The 19773-nt window shown below is 62.3% G+C and carries 19 protein-coding genes; 7 read left to right on the top strand and 12 right to left on the bottom strand.

Annotated elements, in window-relative coordinates; translation table 11 throughout:
• Positions 1-7: 7 nt before the first annotated feature.
• Genes cydB through cydP form a run of 3 tightly spaced genes read right to left on the bottom strand, consistent with a single transcriptional unit; the run spans position 8 to position 3116 of the window.
• Positions 8-1147, bottom strand: a complete 1140-nt coding sequence (cydB, locus tag ACZ9XP_RS07115) for a cytochrome d ubiquinol oxidase subunit II (RefSeq protein ID WP_465188207.1) — start codon at positions 1145-1147, stop codon at positions 8-10.
• 9 nt (positions 1148-1156) lie between these two features.
• Positions 1157-2710 carry a cytochrome ubiquinol oxidase subunit I gene (locus ACZ9XP_RS07110; RefSeq protein ID WP_465188206.1) on the bottom strand — a complete coding sequence of 518 codons (1554 nt, stop codon included), beginning with the start codon at positions 2708-2710 and terminating at the stop codon, positions 1157-1159.
• Positions 2700-3116: a cytochrome oxidase putative small subunit CydP gene (gene cydP, locus ACZ9XP_RS07105; protein ID WP_147688592.1), complete on the bottom strand. Its 417-nt coding sequence runs from the start codon at positions 3114-3116 to the stop codon at positions 2700-2702. The genes ACZ9XP_RS07110 and cydP overlap by 11 nt, the downstream gene beginning before the upstream one ends.
• Here cydP and ACZ9XP_RS07100 point away from each other — a divergent pair.
• Positions 3106-4446 carry a sigma-54 interaction domain-containing protein gene (locus ACZ9XP_RS07100; RefSeq protein ID WP_465188205.1) on the top strand — a complete coding sequence of 447 codons (1341 nt, stop codon included), beginning with the start codon at positions 3106-3108 and terminating at the stop codon, positions 4444-4446. The two genes, cydP and ACZ9XP_RS07100, sit on opposite strands and share 11 nt — an antisense overlap.
• 69 nt (positions 4447-4515) lie before the next feature.
• On the opposite strand, the gene ACZ9XP_RS07095 is transcribed toward ACZ9XP_RS07100, so the two are convergent.
• On the bottom strand, positions 4516-6144 hold the full coding sequence (locus ACZ9XP_RS07095; RefSeq protein ID WP_465188204.1) for a phosphoethanolamine transferase: 1629 nt from the start codon (positions 6142-6144) through the stop codon (positions 4516-4518).
• A gap of 207 nt (positions 6145-6351) precedes the next feature.
• Between ACZ9XP_RS07095 and ACZ9XP_RS07090 the strand changes: the two genes are divergently transcribed.
• On the top strand, positions 6352-7173 hold the full coding sequence (locus ACZ9XP_RS07090; RefSeq protein WP_465188203.1) for a UDP-2,3-diacylglucosamine diphosphatase: 822 nt from the start codon (positions 6352-6354) through the stop codon (positions 7171-7173).
• A complete protein-coding gene (locus ACZ9XP_RS07085; protein WP_438698790.1) occupies positions 7161-8225 on the top strand; it encodes a glycosyltransferase family 4 protein in 1065 nt (354 codons plus the stop codon). Before ACZ9XP_RS07090 ends, ACZ9XP_RS07085 begins: the two co-directional genes overlap by 13 nt.
• An 82-nt stretch (positions 8226-8307) precedes the next feature.
• Here the strand turns inward: ACZ9XP_RS07085 and ACZ9XP_RS07080 are convergent, their stop codons facing one another.
• Complete coding sequence (locus ACZ9XP_RS07080) at positions 8308-10491, bottom strand: patatin-like phospholipase family protein (RefSeq protein WP_465188202.1); 2184 nt, start codon at positions 10489-10491, stop codon at positions 8308-8310.
• A gap of 17 nt (positions 10492-10508) precedes the next feature.
• Positions 10509-11147 (bottom strand): ribonuclease T2 family protein, encoded by a 639-nt coding sequence (locus ACZ9XP_RS07075; RefSeq protein WP_147688579.1) that lies wholly within the window; start codon positions 11145-11147, stop codon positions 10509-10511.
• Positions 11148-11335: 188 nt separating this feature from the next.
• Between ACZ9XP_RS07075 and ACZ9XP_RS07070 the strand changes: the two genes are divergently transcribed.
• Positions 11336-11878, top strand: a complete 543-nt coding sequence (locus ACZ9XP_RS07070; protein WP_170253759.1) for a DUF1523 family protein — start codon at positions 11336-11338, stop codon at positions 11876-11878.
• Positions 11879-11981: 103 nt separating this feature from the next.
• Here the strand turns inward: ACZ9XP_RS07070 and ACZ9XP_RS07065 are convergent, their stop codons facing one another.
• Positions 11982-12185 carry a cold-shock protein gene (locus ACZ9XP_RS07065; protein ID WP_017508689.1) on the bottom strand — a complete coding sequence of 68 codons (204 nt, stop codon included), beginning with the start codon at positions 12183-12185 and terminating at the stop codon, positions 11982-11984.
• Positions 12186-12480: 295 nt separating this feature from the next.
• Positions 12481-13251: an exodeoxyribonuclease III gene (gene xth / locus ACZ9XP_RS07060; RefSeq protein WP_147688577.1), complete on the bottom strand. Its 771-nt coding sequence runs from the start codon at positions 13249-13251 to the stop codon at positions 12481-12483.
• 207 nt (positions 13252-13458) lie between these two features.
• Here xth and ACZ9XP_RS07055 point away from each other — a divergent pair, with 207 nt between their 5' ends.
• Positions 13459-13644 carry a hypothetical protein gene (locus tag ACZ9XP_RS07055; RefSeq protein WP_147688575.1) on the top strand — a complete coding sequence of 62 codons (186 nt, stop codon included), beginning with the start codon at positions 13459-13461 and terminating at the stop codon, positions 13642-13644.
• A gap of 190 nt (positions 13645-13834) precedes the next feature.
• Positions 13835-14452: a LysE family transporter gene (locus tag ACZ9XP_RS07050; protein ID WP_147688573.1), complete on the top strand. Its 618-nt coding sequence runs from the start codon at positions 13835-13837 to the stop codon at positions 14450-14452.
• Positions 14453-14663: 211 nt separating this feature from the next.
• On the opposite strand, the gene ACZ9XP_RS07045 is transcribed toward ACZ9XP_RS07050, so the two are convergent.
• The 4 genes from ACZ9XP_RS07045 to ACZ9XP_RS07030 all read right to left on the bottom strand — a co-directional run bounded on the left by ACZ9XP_RS07045 (position 14664) and on the right by ACZ9XP_RS07030 (position 19003).
• Entirely contained in the window at positions 14664-15041 is a 378-nt protein-coding gene (locus ACZ9XP_RS07045) for a VOC family protein (protein ID WP_147688571.1), read from the bottom strand.
• Between the two features lie 88 nt (positions 15042-15129).
• Positions 15130-16131: an alpha/beta hydrolase-fold protein gene (locus ACZ9XP_RS07040; protein WP_206211447.1), complete on the bottom strand. Its 1002-nt coding sequence runs from the start codon at positions 16129-16131 to the stop codon at positions 15130-15132.
• Positions 16132-16316: 185 nt separating this feature from the next.
• Positions 16317-16625, bottom strand: coding sequence for a hypothetical protein (locus tag ACZ9XP_RS07035; protein ID WP_147688569.1), 309 nt, complete (start codon positions 16623-16625; stop codon positions 16317-16319).
• 335 nt (positions 16626-16960) lie between these two features.
• Positions 16961-19003: a M3 family metallopeptidase gene (locus tag ACZ9XP_RS07030; RefSeq protein WP_465188201.1), complete on the bottom strand. Its 2043-nt coding sequence runs from the start codon at positions 19001-19003 to the stop codon at positions 16961-16963.
• Positions 19004-19072: 69 nt separating this feature from the next.
• Here ACZ9XP_RS07030 and ACZ9XP_RS07025 point away from each other — a divergent pair, with 69 nt between their 5' ends.
• Positions 19073-19621, top strand: a complete 549-nt coding sequence (locus ACZ9XP_RS07025) for a gamma carbonic anhydrase family protein (RefSeq protein ID WP_147688565.1) — start codon at positions 19073-19075, stop codon at positions 19619-19621.
• Positions 19622-19773 lie beyond the last annotated feature (152 nt).

Here is a 19773-nt window from a genome sequence, read left to right as displayed (position 1 = left end):
GGCGGCCTCAATAAGCGCTATGGCTGTTTTCACGCACATACGCGGCGGTAACCTTGCCGCCCATCACGCGGTACGCCCAGCGTGTGTACAGGATGATGATGGGCATGAAGATCACGGTGGCCCCCAGCATCAGGCCCAGGGTCAGCTGGCTGGACACGCTGTCCCACACCGTCAGGCTGGACGCCAAGTGGCTGGACGACGGCATGATGAAGGGGAACAGCGACATGCCGGCGGTGCCGATAACGCCGGCCAGCCCCAGTGCACTGGCCCAGAAACCGGCAAAGGTGCGGCCAACCCTGGCCAGCAGTACCGCGCCGATCAGGCCGGCGTAGCCCAGCAGCGGCAGCAATAGGGTGAGCGGCCAGCGCTGGTAATTGGCCAGCCAGGCACCGGCTTCACGCGCTACGGTCTTGGCAAGCGGGTCCGGCAGCGCACTGGTTTGTACCACCGAGGTGATGGCGTAGCCGTCTATGCCCTTGGCTAGCCAGACACCCGCCGCAGTGAAGCCCAGCAGCGCCACCAGTACACTGCCGTGCAGTGCGCGGCTGGCGCGGGCCTGGATATCGCCCTCGGTACGGTGCATCAGGTAGATGGCGCCGTGGGCGGTGATCATGGCGCTGGACACCACGCCGCACAGCAGGGCAAACGGGTTTAGCAGCGCCCAGAAACTGCCTTCGTAGTACGGCACCAGATTGTTATCGAAGTGGAACGGCACGCCCTGGAACAGGTTGCCAAAGGCCACGCCGAAGATCAGCGGCGGCACGAAACCGCCGATGAACAGGCCCCAGTCCCAGACATTGCGCCAGGTGGGGTGGTCGATCTTGCTGCGGTAGTCAAAACCCACCGGGCGAAAGAACAGCGCCCACAGCACGGCCAGCATCGCCCAGTAGAAGCCGCTGAATGCGGTGGCGTACACCAGTGGCCAGGCGGCAAAGATGGCACCGCCACCGGTGATGAACCATACCTGGTTGCCGTCCCAGTGCGGGCCCACGGTATTGATGACTACGCGGCGCTCTACGTCGCCCTTGCCGACAAAGGGCAGCAGCGTGCCCACGCCCATGTCGTGGCCGTCCATGATGGCGAAGCCGACCAGCAGCACGCCCACCAGCACCCACCAGATGATTTTCAGGGTTGTGTAATCCAGCATGATGACTCCTTAGTGAGCGGGGGCTTCGTTGGCGTAGCGGCCGGTACCCAGGCTGCCGGGGCCCTGGCGGGCAAAGCGCACCATCAGGTACATCTCCACGCACAGCAGCACGGTGTAGAAACCGACAAAACCGGCCAGCGAGCCGTACAGCGAGGCTTCAGACAAGGTGGACACCGACAGCCGCGTGGGCAGTACGCCGTAGATGGTCCACGGCTGGCGGCCATACTCGGCCACAAACCAGCCCACTTCGCAGGCAATCCACGGCAGCGGCAGGCTGTACAGGGCGAACTTCAGCAAGCGACGGTTGGCCGCAAAGCTGCCACGTATCGACGCCCACAGCGCCCAGCCAAACAGGCCTAGCATGGCCATGCCCAGTGCCACCATGAGGCGGAAGCTCCAGAACATCGGCGCCACTTTGGGGATGGTGTCGCGCGCGGCGGCATCGATCATCGCCGGGGTGGCTTGCGCCACATTGGCGCTGTATTTTTTCAGCAGCAGGCCAAAGCCCAGGTCGGCCTGGTGCGCTTTCAGCTGCGCCTGGGCGGCGGCGTCGTGGCGGTTGGTGCGCAGCGTGTCCAGCGCCACCACCGCCTGCTGGCCGGAGACGATGCGGGCACGGTTGGCTGCCACGATCTCGTGAATGCCGGGGATTTCCTTGCTCACCGAGCGGGTGCCGATCAGGCCCATGACCCACGGCACTTCGATGGCCCAGTCGTTTTTCATCTCGGCTTCGTTCGGCCAGGCAATCACGTTAAACGACGCCGGTGCCGGCTCGGTGTGCCACATGGCTTCCATGGCAGCCAGCTTGGTCTGCTGTGATTCGCCCACCGAATAGCCGGACTCGTCGCCCAGCACAATCACCGAGCACACGCTGGCAAAGCCGAATGCCGCAGCAATGCGAAAGCTCTTCTTGGCAAACTCCACGTCACGGCCGCGCAGCAGGTACCAGCTGGAAATCGACAACACAAACATGGCACCGGTCACATAGCCTGCCGACACGGTATGCACGAACTTGGCCTGCGCCACCGGGTTGAACACCACCGCCCAGAAGTCGGTCATTTCCATGCGCATGGTGTGGTAGCTGAACTCGGCACCTACCGGGTTCTGCATCCAGCCATTGGCAATGAGGATCCACAGCGCCGACAGGTTGGTACCAATGGCCATCAGCACGGTCACCAGCAAATGCTGCTTGCGCGACAGGCGGTCCCAGCCAAAGAAGAACAGGCCGATCATGGTGGATTCCAGAAAGAACGCCATCAGGCCTTCGATGGCCAGCGGGGCACCAAAAATATCGCCCACGTAGTGCGAGTAGTAGGCCCAGTTGGTACCAAACTGGAATTCCATGGTGATGCCAGTGGTCACCCCCAGCGCAAAATTGATGCCGAACAGCTTGCCCCAGAACTTGGTCATGTCCTGGTACACCTGCTTGCCGGTCATTACCCACACGGTTTCCATCATCACCAGCAGCCACACCATCCCCAGCGTGAGCGGCACAAACAGAAAGTGGTACATGGCTGTGGCGGCAAACTGCAGCCGCGACAAGTCCACAACATTATCGATCATGTTCTTCTCCTGATTGACGGGCGGCAGGTACCTGCGCGGCCATGGCATTGGCCATGGCTTGCGTGTCTACCTGTACCCGCAGCGGGGCGATGAAGGCGTGCCACAGTGCGTACAGCACCGCCAGTTTCAGCACCACCACCCATAACAATTCACGGCGCAAGCGTCGGTCTTCCGGTAACAAGATGCCGCCCTCCCTGAGCAAAAGCCGCCGGCAAGCCATGCCGGCAACAGGGTTAAAGTGTGCGCATGCGGCCAACATCACGGAATGTGACACGTTGCCGCAGCCTGCCCGCCTTACTGCAAGCGGCATGCCATGCCATAGCCGGTAAAAAGTGGTGTATACAGGCCTGTTAGCCGCATAATCCACGCATACCGTCATGTCAGGACTGACAAAAATGTCACCCATCCAGCCGCAATCCACGCTGGCCACCATCGCCGCCATGCTGGATGCCGTACCCGACCCGCGCATCGTCATCACCCCCGACTACCGCATTCGCCACGCCAACCCGGCCTACCGCGCCACCTATGGTGACGACGCCGTTGGCCGCGCCTGCTTCGCGGTGTCGCACGGCTACAGCCGGCCATGCAATGAAGAAGGGGAAAGCTGCCCGCTGCAAGCCACACTGGCCAGCGGCCAGCCCGAGCGCGTGCTGCACATCCACCGCACCCTGCACGGCGACGAGCACGTGGACGTGGAGCTGTCACCCATGTCAGATGTCAGCGGCTACCCGGTACTGTTTATCGAGAAGATGAAACCGCTGGCGCTGGCCAGCAGCCAGGCGGTGCCGGACCGCATGGTGGGCCGCAGTGCGGCGTTTCGCCGCATGCTGCTGCTGGCACAGCGCGCTGCGCCGTCGGGGGTGGCGGTGCTATTGCAGGGGGAGTCGGGTACAGGTAAAGAAGGCCTGGCGCGGGCGATTCACGATGGTGGTGGCGCGGCACGGCCCTTTGTGGCGGTAGACTGCGCCAGCCTGACGGAAACCCTGCTGGAGAGCGAGCTGTTCGGCTACGAGAAAGGCGCGTTCACCGGCGCCACGCAGCGCAAGCAGGGCCTGGTGGAAGCGGCCAACGGCGGCACGCTGTTTCTGGACGAAATCGGCGACTTGCCCCCCAGCCAGCAGGTGAAACTGCTGCGCCTGCTGGAAACCGGCACCTTCCGCCGCGTGGGCGGTATCAGCAGCATCCCGGCGCGCTTTCGGGTGATTGCCGCCACCCACCGCGACCTGGCGCACATGGTGCGCGAAGGCAGCTTCCGCGCCGACCTGTACTACCGGCTGGCGGTGTTTCCGCTGCGCCTGCCACCGCTGCGCGAACGGCAAGAAGACATCCCGCTGCTGGCCGAGGCGCTGCTGGCACGCGTTGCGCCAGGGCGCAGGCTGGTGCTGTCGGCAGACGCGCTGGCCTGGCTGCTACAGCATCCCTTCCCCGGCAATATCCGCGAGCTGCGTAATATGCTGGAACGCGCCAGCCTGCTGTGCGACGGTGACTGCATCCAGCCGGAACACCTGTGGCTGGATACGCTGGCGGCGCCTGCGGCCAACCCTGGTGCCGGTTTCCATAGCCCGCTGCTACCGCTGGCCGGGCTGGAACAGCGCTATCTGGCGTGGGCACTGGCCAGCCACCAGGGCGACCGCGCCAGCCTGGCCGTGGCACTGGGCATAACCGAACGCACGCTGTACCGCAAGCTGGCCACGCTGCAGCAGGGCAGCGCTGGCACGCCAGATGCTACGCCTTGAGGGCATACCTCCAAGTTTGCGTTCGCCCGCCATGACCCGGCGGGCATTTTTTTGCCTGACCCTGCCCGCTCAGCGCGGGTTGCGGCAGCGGGCAAACATATCCAGCGGGGCTTCGTACACGGCGGTTTTCACCCCCATCAGTCCCAGTACGCTATGGAACAGGTTGTCCTGGCTGTAGCGCTGCTGGCTGCCCTGCTGCAAACAAGCCTGCTGCATGCCGGCGGCCTGCTGCCAGGCCGGCGAGAACCACGCCACCATGGGGATGTGCTTTTGCGCGTCGGGTGCAAGCAGATACGGCGTGGCGTGCAAATACATATTGTTTTCGCCCAGCGATTCGCCATGATCGGACAGATAGATCATGCCGCCAGCCACGGCGGGCTCGGCTTGCAAGGCGGCGATGGTCTTGGCCAGGATGGCATCGGTGTACAGGATGGTGTTGTCAAAACCGTTGATGATGTCCTGCTGGCTGCACTTTTGCAGCTCGCTGGTGCGGCAGACCGGGGTAAAGCGCTCGTACTCTTTCGGGTAGCGCTTGTAATAGGCCGGGCCATGGCTGCCTTTCTGGTGCAGCACTATCACGGCATCGCCTTTGAGCGCCTTCAGCCGCTGCGGCAAGCCATCCAGCAAAATGTCGTCAAAACACTCGCCATCTGCACAGAAAGCCGGGTTCTTGTCGCCAAACACTATCTCCGTGGGCACGCGGTTACACACTTCTTTGCAGCCGGAATTATTATCGCGCCAGCTGACCTGTATGCCTGCCCGCTGCAGGATATCCAGCAGGTTCTCGCGGTGCTTGGCCTCGTCGGCGTCAAACTTTTCGCGCGGCAGGGACGAGAACATGCACGGCACGGAGATGGCAGTTTCGGTGCCGCAAGACCAGGTGTCGGGGTAGTTGATCAGGCCAGGGATGCGCGCCAGCTGCGGGTTGGTCTGGCGCGGGTAGCCATTGAGCGAAAAATGGTCGCCACGGGCGGTTTCCCCCACCACCAGCACCAGCACGCGCGGCTTGCTACCGGCGGGCCACGGCGCGGTACGGCTGGCATCCTCCCCTACTTTTTGCAACACAGCCGGCTTGGCGGTAACGCGCTTGATATACGAGCTAGTGGCTTGCAGGTAGTTGGTCGGGGTCAGTGCAAAGCGCAGCTCGCGGTTATTACGGAACAGCGAAGCAAAATCCTGATACCCCACCATGGCCACCGCCACCAGCACCCCGGCGCTCACCAGCAGCGCCACCACCCGGGCACCCAGCTCGCGCAGCGGCGGGCGGTACAGCACCGGTGTTTTCCACAACCAAAGGCTGGGCAGACCGCCCAGCAGCAAAACGGTGAGCACCATCTTGACCGTTAGCAGGTCGCGCACCTCGGCCCCGTCGGTTTGCATGGCGTTGCGCACCATATTCATGTCGATCAGCACACCGTACTGACTCATGAAATAACTCACGCCCGCCGTGGTCAACAGCAGGGCTGTCAGCAAGGGCTTGCCTACCCAGGGCCACACCAGCAGCTGCAGTAGCAGGCTGAAAAAGGCGGTGAGCAGCACAAATGCCAGGCCCAGCATCTTCACGCCATGGCCATCCAGCGGGCTGACGATGGCAAACAGGCGCTGCCAGAAGGGCATATTGAAAAACAACACTAGCAGCAAGGCCACGCCAGCCGCCAAAACCTCGGCGCGCAGGGGGCGAAATACGCTTGTTTTCATTTGTATTTTATTGATATTTCATATTGTGGGCAGCAGGATACCCAAGATCACGGCAGTGAAACAAATCAATCTTAAGTGCGGCTTACGCCACGCCAGAGCGGCCTGCTCTTTATGCCTGCCAGCGCGTCATTACGCCGTCACCAGACACACATCTTGCTGTCACATGCAGCACGCAGCATGGCGCTATCTGCTACGCCGGAGCGCACCATGAGCCACCGCTACCGCACTATCTGGCTATCTGATGTCCACTTGGGCACCAGTGGCTGCCAGGCCAGCTTTCTGCTGGATTTCCTCAAACACCACGAGTCGGACACGCTGTATCTGGTGGGCGACATCATCGATGGCTGGCAGCTGAAAAAATCCTGGGGCTGGAAGCAAAGCCATAACGATGTGGTGCAAAAGGTACTGCGCAAGGCGCGCAAGGGCACACAGGTCATCTACGTACCCGGCAACCACGACGAGGCGGCACGGCAATACTGCGGCCTGGACTTTGGCGGCATTGCCATTCGCCAGGAAGCCGAACACCTCACGGCAGATGGCAAACGCTTGCTGATCATCCATGGCGACGAGTTCGACGGCGTGATCCAGCACGTGAAATGGCTAGCCTATGTGGGCGACAGCCTGTACACGGTGATCCTGCACCTGAACCGCTACTACAACTGGCTGCGGCAAAAGCTGGGGCGGCCGTACTGGTCGCTCTCGCAATACCTGAAGCACAAGGTGAAGAACGCGGTGAACTTCATCAGCGACTTCGAGCAGATTCTGGCCGACGAAGCCCGCCGCCGTGGCTTTGACGGCGTGATCTGCGGCCACATCCACAAGGCCGAGGTCAAAGACATTGGCGGGGTAATCTACGGCAACTGCGGCGACTGGGTGGAAAGCCTGTCCGCACTGGTAGAACACGCCGACGGCCGGCTGGAAGTGGTGTACTGGACCAGCCAGGCCAGTGCCGCCGCCGTACCGGCCACGATCTCGGCCCAGCCGGTACGCGAAGGCACGCTGGAGGAGGCTGAAACATGCGCATCATGATCGTCACCGACGCCTGGTACCCGCAGGTTAACGGCGTGGTACGCAGCATAGTAGAAACCGTACGCGAGCTGCGGGCGCTGGGTCACCAGGTGGCCATGGTCACGCCGCAAGGCGGCGAACACGACGAGGGCGATGGTTTTCTTACCCTGCCCTGCCCCACCTACCCGGATATCCGCCTGTCGCTGCTGCCCTACCGCAAAACCGCCGCCCGCCTGGCCGAGTTTGCCCCGCACGCGGTGCACATTGCTACCGAAGGCCCGCTGGGCATGGCTGCTCGGCGCTGGTGCCGCCGCCGCGGCCAACCTTTCACCACCGCCTATCACACGCGCTTTCCCGAATACATCCACGCACGCACGCGGCTGCCGCTGGCCATCAGCTACGCCTGGATCCGCCGTTTTCACAACGCTGCGCAGGCGGTCATGGCGCCCACACCCGCCATCGTGGCCGACCTGAAAGCCCGTGGCTTTCACAATGTCGTGCTGTGGAGCCGCGGTGTAGACACCCTCACCTTCAGCCCCGGCGAGCGCGAGCGGCTGGACACGGCGCCACCGCGCTTTGTCTACGTTGGCCGCGTGGCGGTAGAAAAGAATATCGAGGCGTTTCTGCAGCTGGACCTGCCCGGCAGCAAATGGGTGGTCGGCGAAGGCCCGCAGCTGGCCGAGCTGCAGGCGCGCTACCCGGCGGTGCACTTTGCCGGTGTGTTCCCGCAGGCCGAGCTGGCACGCATCTACCGCGCAGCAGACGTATTTGTGTTCCCCAGCCGCACCGACACCTTTGGCCTGGTACTGCTGGAAGCCATGGCCTGCGGCACCCCGGTAGCGGCCTACCCGGTAGCCGGCCCGCTGGACGTGGTGGGCAATAGCGGTGGCGGCGTGCTGCACGACGACCTGAAAACCGCCTGCCTGCAAGCGTTGTCGCTAGACCGCCAACACGTGCGCCGTGTGGCAGAGGGCTTCTCCTGGGCCGCCGCCACGCTACAGTTTGAGGCACAGCTGCACGCCCGCCCGGTAGGAGAGCAGGAAGGCATGGCCTTTACCAGCGGCGGGCGCTAGCCGCATATGAAAAAACCGGCCACACCGGGTGGATACCCGGGTGAGCCGGCTTAAAGGTTGGCCGCAAAGGCTGGCCGCAGCGCTAGTACTCCAGCCCCAAGTTAAAGTAGCCGGTGAGCTGGCCTTGCTTGCCATGCCCCACGCCCATGAAAACCGGCCCCAGAATGGTATCGGCCCCCACAAATAGCGAGCCGGCAGGCAGCCAGCGGGTATCTTGCGCCAGCGGCAAGGTCGCCCATACCCGCCCGACCTCGGCCGATGCGCCCACGTACAAGCCGGAACCCAGCGCGGATGGCAGGCTGGACACCCGCCACGACACCATGCCACGGGCAAAAGCCATCTGGTGCCCCAGCAGCTCGCCGGGCTGATAGCCGGACACGTTACGGAATCCCCCCAGCTCGAACACTTCGGCCGCGTCGTTCTTGTCGCTGTAACCACCACGCAGGGTAAAACGCCAGCTGATATCGCGACGATCGGTGGTGACGGTATCGATCATGAACGACGCACTGGGTTGCGGGTTGGCGTCGTCGGTGCGGTGCAGCGGCTTGCGCGCTTCTAGCTGCACGGCAAAACCATTGCGTGGCCAGCGCGGGTTATCCAGCTGGTCCAGCACCAGCTTGCTGCGCAAACCTTGCTCACGGGACTTGGCGTCGCTCAGGTCCAGCATGCCGCCCAAACCGGTACCCAACGCCAGGCTGTCGCGGCTGGCGTACCAGCCATTACGCCACTCGCCCAGCTTGCCCAGGCTCAGGCCGGCATCCAGGTTAACGGTATTGGTCTGCCGGATCAGCTCTGCCGTGGGCTGGTGGCCATCGACATACAGGCTGTAGCGCTTCTCGCGCCGGCTACTGCCCAGGCTCAGGAAAACGGGCGAGTTGGCATTCAACGGCTGCTGCCACTCGGCGCGAAAGGTCGGCTCCTCGCCCAGTTTGGCCTCGCCCAGCAAGCTGCCACCGCGGCTATTGAGCCAGCTGCGTCTGAACTCGCCCAGCAAGGAAAAAGTCGCATCGCCCTGCGAACTGCTGCGCAGTTCCAGGCCGCCGCGCACGTAGTTTGGCCCGGTATGGCGCTCTTGCAGATGCACATCGGCCACGTGCTGGCCTTCCTGCTGGCGCAGCGTGTAGTCCAGCTTGTCCAGGTCGCCTTCAGCAAACACTTCGCCCAGTTTCTGGTGCAATGCACCCAACCCCAGGCGGCTGCCAATCGACAATTTTTGCTGCATGGCCTGCGGGTCGACAAAGTCAAAACTGCCGGCCACATTAATGCGGTCGATACGCGGGCGCTCACCCTGTGCCCGTGTCTGCTGCCAGGCGGCGTACTGGTCGGGGGGGCTGGCCAGGGCCGCCAGCTGGGGGGCAATGGCTCGTGCGGCCAACCTGCCTGCCTCGATGATCGCCGCGTTATCGCCAAAGTCGGCAGGCGACACGCCATCCAGCTGCGGGCGAATCAGGATATCCTGCGGCCCCAGCTTGGCCAGGGATTCGCGGCTGTTGCGCGCCACCATCAGGTAGGTGGTCTGGTCCAGCACATCCAGAAAGTTACCCAACTGCTCGCGCGCTACCGGCGGCGTACCCACGTCGATCACGATCAATACATCGGCGCAGCGGCCTTTCAGCTCTTCCACCGGCAGCTGGCGCGCCATGCCGCCATCTACCAGTATGCGATCGTCGGCCTCTACCGGTGCAAACATGCCCGGCACTGCCATGCTGGCACGCATGGCCAGGCTCAGGTCGCCACGGTCAAACACCACGGCATCACCGGTCTCCAGGTCGGTCGCCAGGGCGCGAAACGGAATGCTGAGCCGGTCAAAGCTGGCTTCGTTGCGGGCACGGGTCAGCTGGCGAATGAACAGGTCAATGCCCTGGGCGTTGATCGCCGCCTTGGGCAGCCGCCATTTGCCATCGCGAAAGCCCACGGTGAGGTCAAAGTAATTGCGGCTGTCGCTCTGCTTACGGTTGTACGGCACGTCCTGACGGCGCGGCCGGCCGGAGAGCAGGGTTTCCCAGTCGGCCTCGGCAAACTGCCGCTCCAGCTCGGCCAGCGGCTGCCCGCTGGCGTAAGCACCGCCGATCAGCGCCCCTGCCGAGGTGCCCGCCATACAAGCGATGGGGACATGTAACTTTTCCAGCTCCTGCAGCACGCCCAGGTGGGCAAAACCCCGGGCGCCGCCGCCGCCCAGTACCACCCCGATACGCGGTGCTACCGGCTCGGCAGCCCAGACCTGCAGGGTCTGCAGACAAAGCCAGGCGGCCAACAGTGCTTTCATCGTGCTTCTCATGGTGGTCAACGTACGCTGCGTACCAGAATATCCGGCTGGCGGCAGCTGCGGCGCTCGCTGGCCAGTACATCATCACCGCACGGCCGGCCCTGGCGGCCCTGCTTGTCGGTACACAGATAGATTTCTTTCAGGAAGCGGCCACCGCCGCTGCACGATACCGCCAGCGCACGCGTACCCAGCCAGGGGTTGGCCGCCTGCAGCTCGGTTTTCAGCTCGGTCAGGGTTTTACGCAGCGGCTGTACCGGTGCCTGATAGGCTGCTGGCACCACCAGCCGAGCTTTCAGTCCTGCAGCCAGCTGGTGATAGGCCGCCTGTCCCAAGCCACTGCAGGTGCCGTGCTTTTCCCACTCGTGGCGGTATAGCTTGCGGCTGGGGTACAAGCCGGCAAACTGCTGCTGCATGCCCTCATCAAAACGCTCGCGGCTGCAGTCTGCCGGGTAGCCGCGCTGGTACTGCGGCCACAGGCCATGCAAGACAAAACCATATTGGCGACTACACTGCTCGCGGTCGTCCGGACGCGCCGCGCAGTAATCGGGCGACCACGACAGGGCCATCACGTAATAGTCGAACTGCCCTGGCGTACCTGCCGCGTGGGCAGCGGGGGCAAGCAAGGCAGACAACAAGGCAATCAGGAAAACGCGCATGGGTAGCTCCGGCAGGCTGGGGCAAAGTGGCCCCTTGGGCAAGCCTACAGTGTAACGGCCTGCCCGCGTACCATGCCATCAGCTTGATGGCACGCGGGGCACAAAATCACGGGCACAAGGAGCAAGTGTAGGGGCATAATTGTGAAAAACACCTTAAACCCCATGATTTTTAAAGGAAAACCATAGAAATGCGTGCAAAACTTCGCAAGGCAGGCATGACGCTACTGGGCTTGTTTGCCCTGGGCGGCAGCCTGCTACTGGACTACTACCTGCCCGAATACGCCATTACCACCATTACCGGTGTAGAGGTCAAACTGGCGGACAAAGACGGCCCCATCAGCAAACAGAACCCGGCCGACCAGCCTGTACGCGATATGTACCTGATCTATACCCAGCACGCGATCGACGATGTACGCGTTTACCGCAACGAAGACACCGGCTGGGGCTGGCCGCTGTACTTCAAGTTTGATGCATCCGACGTACAAGCCACGGCACGGGCACTGGAAAACGCCCGCCAGCCCGCCCATATCTCGTCGTATGGCTGGCGCATCAATATGTTCTCGCTCTACCCCAATATCACCAGCATCCGCCTGGCACAGGCCGACGACAGCACCTGGAGCGCGATCCGCTGGCTGGCGTTTAGCCTGTGGGGTGTGCTGCTCATCCTGCTGGCACGGCTGACCTGGCGCTGGACCCGCCCGGTAGTCAAAGATAGCGACCTGATAAGCTAAGCGCTGCAAACCACGCCAACGCCACCAGCCGGCGTTGGCGACAGACATGAAAAAAGCCCCGCAAGCGGGGCTTTTTTTATTGCCAGCAAAATGGCAACCGATATTACATCGGCTGGATTTTGGTAGCTTGTGGGCCTTTTTGACCCATGCCGGATACGTAGCTTACTTTCTGACCTTCAGCCAGGGATTTGAAGCCGTTGCCCTGGATTTCGGAGAAGTGAGCGAACAGGTCGTTGCCGCCTGCGTCCGGAGTGATGAAGCCAAAGCCTTTTGCATCATTGAACCATTTAACGGTACCGGTTTCCATTTTGTCTTCCTTTTGAAAAAACGTAAAAAATTAGGCGAAATGCCTGTCAGCGAAATAATCAAGAAGGGACCGGATGAAACAATGGAGTACCGCTTTTGAAGTGGAACAACTCTGAACTTTGGATCAACTAGCTTGAAATCTTGCTTCAGCACGTTATACGCACTAAGCCTGTGCCCGGCAAGCGATTTCGGTTTTTTATTTTTGGCCACGGCCCGCTATGCATTTTAAAACCATACATCACGGGCCATGGCTGCAACACCTTTCGCCATGACACCCGCCACACGCCAGGGCAGGCTTACGCCAGTGTCAGCACCACCGGTGTGTGGTCGGACGGGCGCTCCCATTTGCGCGGGGTTTTGTCGATCACGCAGCCAGTGGCGCGCGACTTCAGGCTGTCGGTAATCAGGATATGGTCGATACGCACGCCCATATTGCGGCGGAACATCATGGCGCGGTAATCCCACCAGCTGTATTGCTTGTCTTCCTGGTTGAATAGCCGAAAGCTGTCCGACAAACCCATGCCAATCAGGCGGCGGAAGCTGTCGCGCTCTGGCGTAGTGCACAGCACCTGCTCGCGCCAGCCTTCCGGGTCGTATACATCGCGGTCTTCCGGGGCGATGTTGTAGTCGCCCAGCAGGGCAAAATCCGGATAGCGGGCCAGCTCGCTGGCCACGTAGCCTTCCAGTGCGGCCAACCAGCCCAGCTTGTACTGGTACTTGGGCGAATCCACTGCCTCGCCATTCACGAAATAGGCACAGATCACGCGGACACCATCAATGGTGGCGGCAATCACGCGGCGCTGCTCGTCTTCATAGCCAGGGATGCCCTGCACCACATCACTGATGGTGCGGCCATTTTTTACCAGGATGGCCACACCGTTATAGGTTTTCTGGCCAAACCACACAGCCTGATAGCCCGCAGCTTCGATATCGGCCAGCGGGAATACCGGGTGGTCCATCTTCAGCTCTTGCAGGCACAGTACATCGATGGGGTTTTCCGCCAGCCATTGCACCACATGCGGCAGGCGCACTTTCAGCGAATTGACGTTCCAGGTGGCTAGTTGCATGGGGCTCTCCCTTTGATAACAGGCCGACACCTTAGCGCGTGGCAAGCAGGCTGGCAACGCGGCTAATATTACAAACACACCACACCATCATCGCCAATAAAAGCAGCTACTTACCGGCACTGCCTGATTAATAAAATAGACACAAAACTTGCCAGCACAGCAGTAGCCCGCCTAGAATGGCCCCATCGTCATCACCGGAAGCAGAAATTGTTTTCCAAAAAACCGCGCCAAACCGCGCAAAACCCGGGCTCGCTGTGCCCCACCAATGCCGCCCACCGTGGCCGCCTTGCCCCGCTTGCCCAGAGCTTTGCCCTGCGCACCCCCAGCTTCGCCCACCGCCATAGCCTGACCCCTGCCGACGAACCGGACACCCAGTCCGAGCCACCCCGTTAGCGCCCCTCGCTTCTGCCCTCTTTCCCGCAGTAACGATTGAATCATGGCCTGCCGCCGCGCCTGTTGCACGGTAGCAGCCAGTAACGCCTTGCCGCCCGCACGCTAGCTGCACGCCCACACACCACGGTACACGCTGTGGCGACGTTGGCCGCATGCTGCCTGCGCACGCCAGGGCAGACGAGTATTGGCTATGGATTTCCACAACTGGATCATGTACCTGGGCACCATTGTGCTCTTGATGCTGGCACCGGGCCCCGGCCCGCTGCTAACCCTGTCGCACGGCGCGCAGCATGGCGCCCGTGGCGGCGTACCCAACGCGCTGGGCTTTTCTGCCGGCGCGCTGACCCTGATGGCACTGTCTGCACTGGGCATTACCGCCCTGCTGTTTGCTTCGCCGACAGCATTCAATATCGTGAAGATGCTGGGGGCCGGCTACCTGGTATGGCTGGGTATCACCCTGTGGCGCAAGCCATTCAAGCTGGGCCAGGCACAGGGTTGTAGTGCCAGCCCGCTATGGAGCGGTTTTCGCCCGGCATTTTTGCTGGCCGTCAGCAACCCGGAAGACACGGTGTTTTTCTCGGCCTTGCTGCCGCGCTTTCTGGACACCAGCCGCGAGCTGTGGCCGCAGTACCTGACCATGGCCGCCACCTGGGTGGTCACCGATATGGTGGTCGCTGTGGGGCTGGCCGCTGCCGGCGGCCGCCTGGGGGGCTGGCTGGCGCACGGCCAACGCCTGCAGCGTTTCTCGCGCACCTCGGGCGGGCTGTTTGTGCTGGCCGGGGTGATGCTGGCTGCCGTGCAGCGTTAAGCCGGTAGCGTTAGCTGCAACAAGGGCCTTTCGCATGGCGAAAGGCCCTTGTTTCGTTTGATACCGCCACACTGGGCTGGGGACAAAAAAATGCCCCCGCACCGGGCGGGGGTCAACACAGTCAAGTTCGCTCACTGTTGTGCCTGCTAGACAAACAGTCATGGTGTGAGTCCGCCAGATGTGCTTGGTTCCCGCAGCGGGAAAAAACATGTCATGCCTGCGGCGGGTACACGCTGATTTCGATCAGGTTCTGGTCCGGGTCCAGCAAGTACACCGACTGGATGGTGCCCTGCGCACCGGTCTTGGCCACCGGGCCCTCGACAATCGCCACCCCCTCGGCCTGCAGATGGGCCGCCACCTGTGGCAACGGCCAGTGCGTGATCAGGCACAAGTCGCCAGCGCCCACGCCGGCACGGTTGCGCGGCTCCTGGCCCAGCAGCTGCAGGTTGATCTTCTGGTTGCCGAAGTGCAGCGCGCGGCGGCCGTTGGCAAAGGTGACCGCTTCCATCTGCAAGACGCGGCAGTAAAAGGCTACCGACGCTTCGATATCGGTAACAGTAAGGACAACGTGGTCAATGTGGCTGATCATAATGGCCTCCCAAAGCAAGCAAACGTCATGCTAGCGCACCGGCGCGGGCTTGGCTCGCCCTCCCTGCGCACAGACTGTTCAGCAAGCATCAAGGCCGTGGCGGCAAGCCACTGAAAAACGCCCACATCACGTCATTGGCCTCCAGCGCCTGGCCAGGGCCAGCCTTACCGATACGGGTACGGCCGCCCCCCGGCCAACCATGGCCACCTTGCTCGGTAACACACAGCTGTAATGCGCTACCAGCGGCACAGCCGGTATACCGCTCGCAATAGGCACCCGCTACGGTCAGGCTACGCACCGGCTGCGGGCGGCACTGGTTGTGCACCTGCCACTGCGCCATGGTTGCGGGTACCGACGTGAAATCGGTGACCTTGCGCTCGTCGCGGAACGCCCCTGGCCCGGCACCGCCATCAAACAGAACATGGTCGTCATCCCGCGCGTGGATATGCAACACCGCTAGCGGCCGCGCTGGCTGGCAAGCCAGCGTGTTATCGGTACCGGCGACCGAGGCGATGCCGGCAAACACGTCCGCCGCCTCGCACGCCAGCCGGTACGCCATCATGCCGCCATTGGACATGCCCACCGCGTACACGCGCTCTGCCGCTACCGTGTAGTGCTGCTGCACCCAGGCCACCAGCGCGCGGGCAAAGGCCACGTCATCTACCGCTTCGTCGCGTGCCTTCCCACAGCAGCGCCCGGCGTTCCAGGTAGCCAGTTTGTCACCCAGCGCACCCGTGCCATTGGGCACCGCCAACAGGTAGCCGGCCTGATCGCTGTGGCTGATCAGCCCGTAATGACGGTCATTCGCCATGAATGCCATACTGCCGCCTCCGCCATGCAAAGCCAGGACTAGCGGCAAGGGCTGCCCGGGCTGATAACGGCGCGGCACATGCAGCAGGAAGCTGCGCTGCCGGCCGGCGAGTGGCAGTGTCACGGTCAGCGTGCGCGCCACCGTGGCCGGTGATAGCTGCCGCTGCATCACCGCATCACGTAGTGGTCCGGCATGGCTTGGCACGCCAGGAAAGAAACCGGCCACGAGCAACGCAAGCGGCAGGGTCATACCGTGAAGCAGACGGAGAAAAGCGGTCATGATGGCAAGCCGGGCAATATTTACCCAGCCATGCTGACACCCGCAGCGACCCATTTCAAATGGCAGTCGTTAACAAATGCAAAGCTGTCCGTGAATAAAACAAAAAAGCGGCCTGCAAAACACAGGCCGCCAAGATGGTGTCACGCCAAGCGTGCCGGGCAATGTCACCACGCAACACACCAGGCTTAAGGCGTCACACAATAAAAGCCGCCCCCTGCTATCGCTTGGCCTTGCTCATTCTGTGCCGACGGATGGTAACCCAGCGCACGGAAAGTCTGGCTAGCGGTATTCAGCTTGGCGCATACTGCCGCGCCTTTTGCCGCCATGGATTGCGGCACCGGCCCGAAAGCGCCCGGATTATCCCAGGCCAGGCCGCCACCTACCATGCGGACAAGCTTGGGTGGTGTCGAAGACGGGTACTGACCAATGGCGGTCATGCTGCTACAGGCAGTAGCCAGCAACGCGGCCACGATGACAAGGCTGATCGATTTCATGGGTGCATCTCCTGTTTCCATACCGTAAATGGCATCCCGGCGACACACCCGTGAAGACAGATGCGCCCGGAACGGAAACACCCTATCGCAAGCCTTTTTTACCAATAAAACATATCGCTACTGTTTATTTATCAGGTATCGATAGCAGCCCATATATCGATAAACCAGCCCATCACCATGATGCCTATCGCTGACACATGCGGGTTAGCACAGCCTGTATCCCCGGCGGCCACTGTCATTCCTGGGCTTCAACGCACAAGGGCAAGCCGTATGGCTTGCCCTTGTGCGTTAGCGCTACGCTGCGGCCAACGTTGGCCGCAACACTTTGGCGAGGCTCAGGCGGCGACCGGCTCGCTCATGCCGCTGTGGCGCAGCAGCGCGTCGATCTGCGGGTCGCGGCCACGGAAGGCGCGGAACGACGCCAGCGCCGGGCGGCTGCCGCCCACGGCCAACACCTCGTCCCAGAACTTGTGGCCTACTGCCGGGTTGGCCCCACCGGCTTCTTCGAAGGCGGCGTAAGCGTCGGCAGACAGCACTTCTGCCCACTTGTAGCTGTAGTAGCCCGCTGCGTAACCGCCGGCAAAAATGTGGCTGAAGCTGTTGGGGAAGCGGTTGTACGCTGGCGGGCGGTTTACCGCCACCTCGTCGCGTACCTGCTCCAGCAGCGCCTGCCAGTCCACTGAGTCAGGGTTGGCCGCGGTGTACAGCTGCATATCGAACAGCGAGAACTCCAGCTGGCGTACGGTTTGCATGCCGCTCTGGAAGTTCTTGGCCGCCAGCATCTTGTCGTACAGCGCCCGCGGCAGCGGCTCACCGCTGTCCACGTGGGCACTCATGCCCTGCAACACGTCCCACTCCCAGCAGAAGTTTTCCATGAACTGGCTAGGCAGCTCGACCGCGTCCCACTCCACGCCGCTGATGCCGGACACGCCCAGTTCGTCCACGCGGGTCAGCAAATGGTGCAGGCCGTGGCCAAACTCATGGAACAGCGTGGTGACTTCGTCGTGCGTGAAGGTGGCCGGCTTGTCGCCCAGCGGGCGGGTAAAGTTGCACACCAGGTAGGCTACCGGGGTCTGCACCTGGCCTGCCTTGACGCGGCGGCCGCGCACATCGTCCATCCAGGCACCTGGACGTTTGCCGTCACGGGCGTACAAATCCAGATAGAAGCCACCCAGCAGCGCGCCGTCTTTGCGGATCTGGTAGTAGCGCACATCCGGGTGCCAGGTTTCGGCGTCTTGCTGCGTTACCGTAATGCCGTACAGCTTGTGCACCACGCTGAACAGACCGGCCAGCACCTTGGGCTCGGGGAAGTACTGTTTGACTTCGTGCTCGGAAAACGCATAACGCGCCACGCGCAGTTTTTCCGCGGCGTAGCTGATGTCCCATGCCTCCAGCGTGTCCAGCCCCAGCTCGGCGCGAGCAAAGGCTTCCAGCTCGGCGCGATCCTGCTGCGCGTAGGGCTTGGCGCGGGCGGCCAGGTCGCGCAGGAAGTCAATCACCTGTTGCGGGGTTTCGGCCATCTTGGTGTACAGCGACAGCTCGGCGTAGTTGGCAAAGCCCAGCAGCTGCGCCTCTTCGGCGGCCAGCACCAGGCGTTCGCGAATCAGCGCGGTGTTGTCCTGCTCGGCCGGGCCAAACTCGCTGGCGCGCTTGGCGTTGGCTTCGTACAGCTGCTGACGCAGCGCACGGTTGTCGGCGTATTGCAGCACCGGGAACAGCAGCGGAAACTGCAGGCCCAGCTTGTATTTGCCCGGCTGGCCGTCGGCCTCGGCCATGGCGGCGTACATGGCCAGGCTGTCTTCCGGGATCCCGGCCAGCTCGGCGGCGTCGTCGATCAACAGGCTAAAGCTGTCGGTGGCGTCCATCACGTTTTGCGAAAACTGGCTGGACAACTCGGCCAGGCGGCTGGAGATCTCGGCAAAGCGCGCTTTCTGCGCGTCCGGCAGCTCGGCGCCAGACAGGCGGAAGTCGCGCAGGTCGTTTTCGATGATCTTCTTGCGCGCGGCGCTGGCATCGGCGAAGGCAGGGTTGGCCGCCACCGCCTTGAAGCGGGCAAACAAGTCCAGGTTTTGCCCCAGCTCGGTAAAGAAAGCAGAAATACGCGGGATTTCGGCGTTATACACCTCGCGCAGGCCCTCGGTGTTGCCCATCACGCTATTGAGGTGTCCCACCACGCCCCAGGCGCGACCCAGCCGCTCGGTGGCGTCGGATAGCGGCTCAGACACGCTGTCCCAGTCGTCGCCGCCCGCGGCGATCACCTGTTCTACTGCAGCACGGGCCTCGGCCAGCAGCACGTCCAGCGCCGGGGTCACATGTTCGGGTTTGATCGCGGCAAAACGCGGCAGATCGCTAAAGTCCAGTAGCGGATTCGGGGTCATGTTTGGCATCCTGTTAAGAGTGGCGCCGCAGCGTGCGCGCAGAAACGTATTCTAGATAAGGACAAATCCGTGAATCGCAATATCCGTTCCTATGATGGCCACCACCCGCAGATCGACGCCAGCTGTTATATCGACGACGCAGCCGTGGTGATCGGCGAAGTCAGCCTGGCGGCCAACGTGTCAGTCTGGCCCTGCGCCGTGGTGCGTGGCGACGTGAACAGCATCAGCATAGGCGAAGGCAGCAATGTGCAGGATTTTGCCATGCTGCACGTGAGCCACCGCAAAGACAGCGACCCGCAAGGCGCGCCGCTGGTGATTGGCCGCCATGTCACCATCGGCCACCACGTTACCCTGCACGGCTGCACCATCGGCAACGAAGTGCTCATCGGCATCGGCAGCATCATCCTGGACCGCGCCGTCATCGAAGACCGTGTGCTGATCGGCGCCGGCAGCCTGGTACCGCCCAACAAACGGCTGGAAAGCGGCTACTTGTACCTGGGCAACCCGGTAAAGCAAGTGCGGCCACTGACCGAGGGCGAGCTGGCGTATTTCAAATACTCCGCCGAGCACTACGTGAAGGTTATGGACAAGCACAAGGCCAGCATCGCGGCCAGCTGATGTCTTTAATTATTCACAGATTCTTAACGAACGGCGCCTAGTCTACCAACTAGGCGCCTTTTTCATGTACCCGATGGGCTAAAACCGGCCACGGTTACACCCATGCGTCATTGTGATGAATTGTCATCTGTCAGTAATGTTGACCCCCTAAA

This window comes from Vogesella perlucida (assembly GCF_979366545.1).
This window is presented reverse-complemented; position numbering and strand designations above follow the sequence as displayed.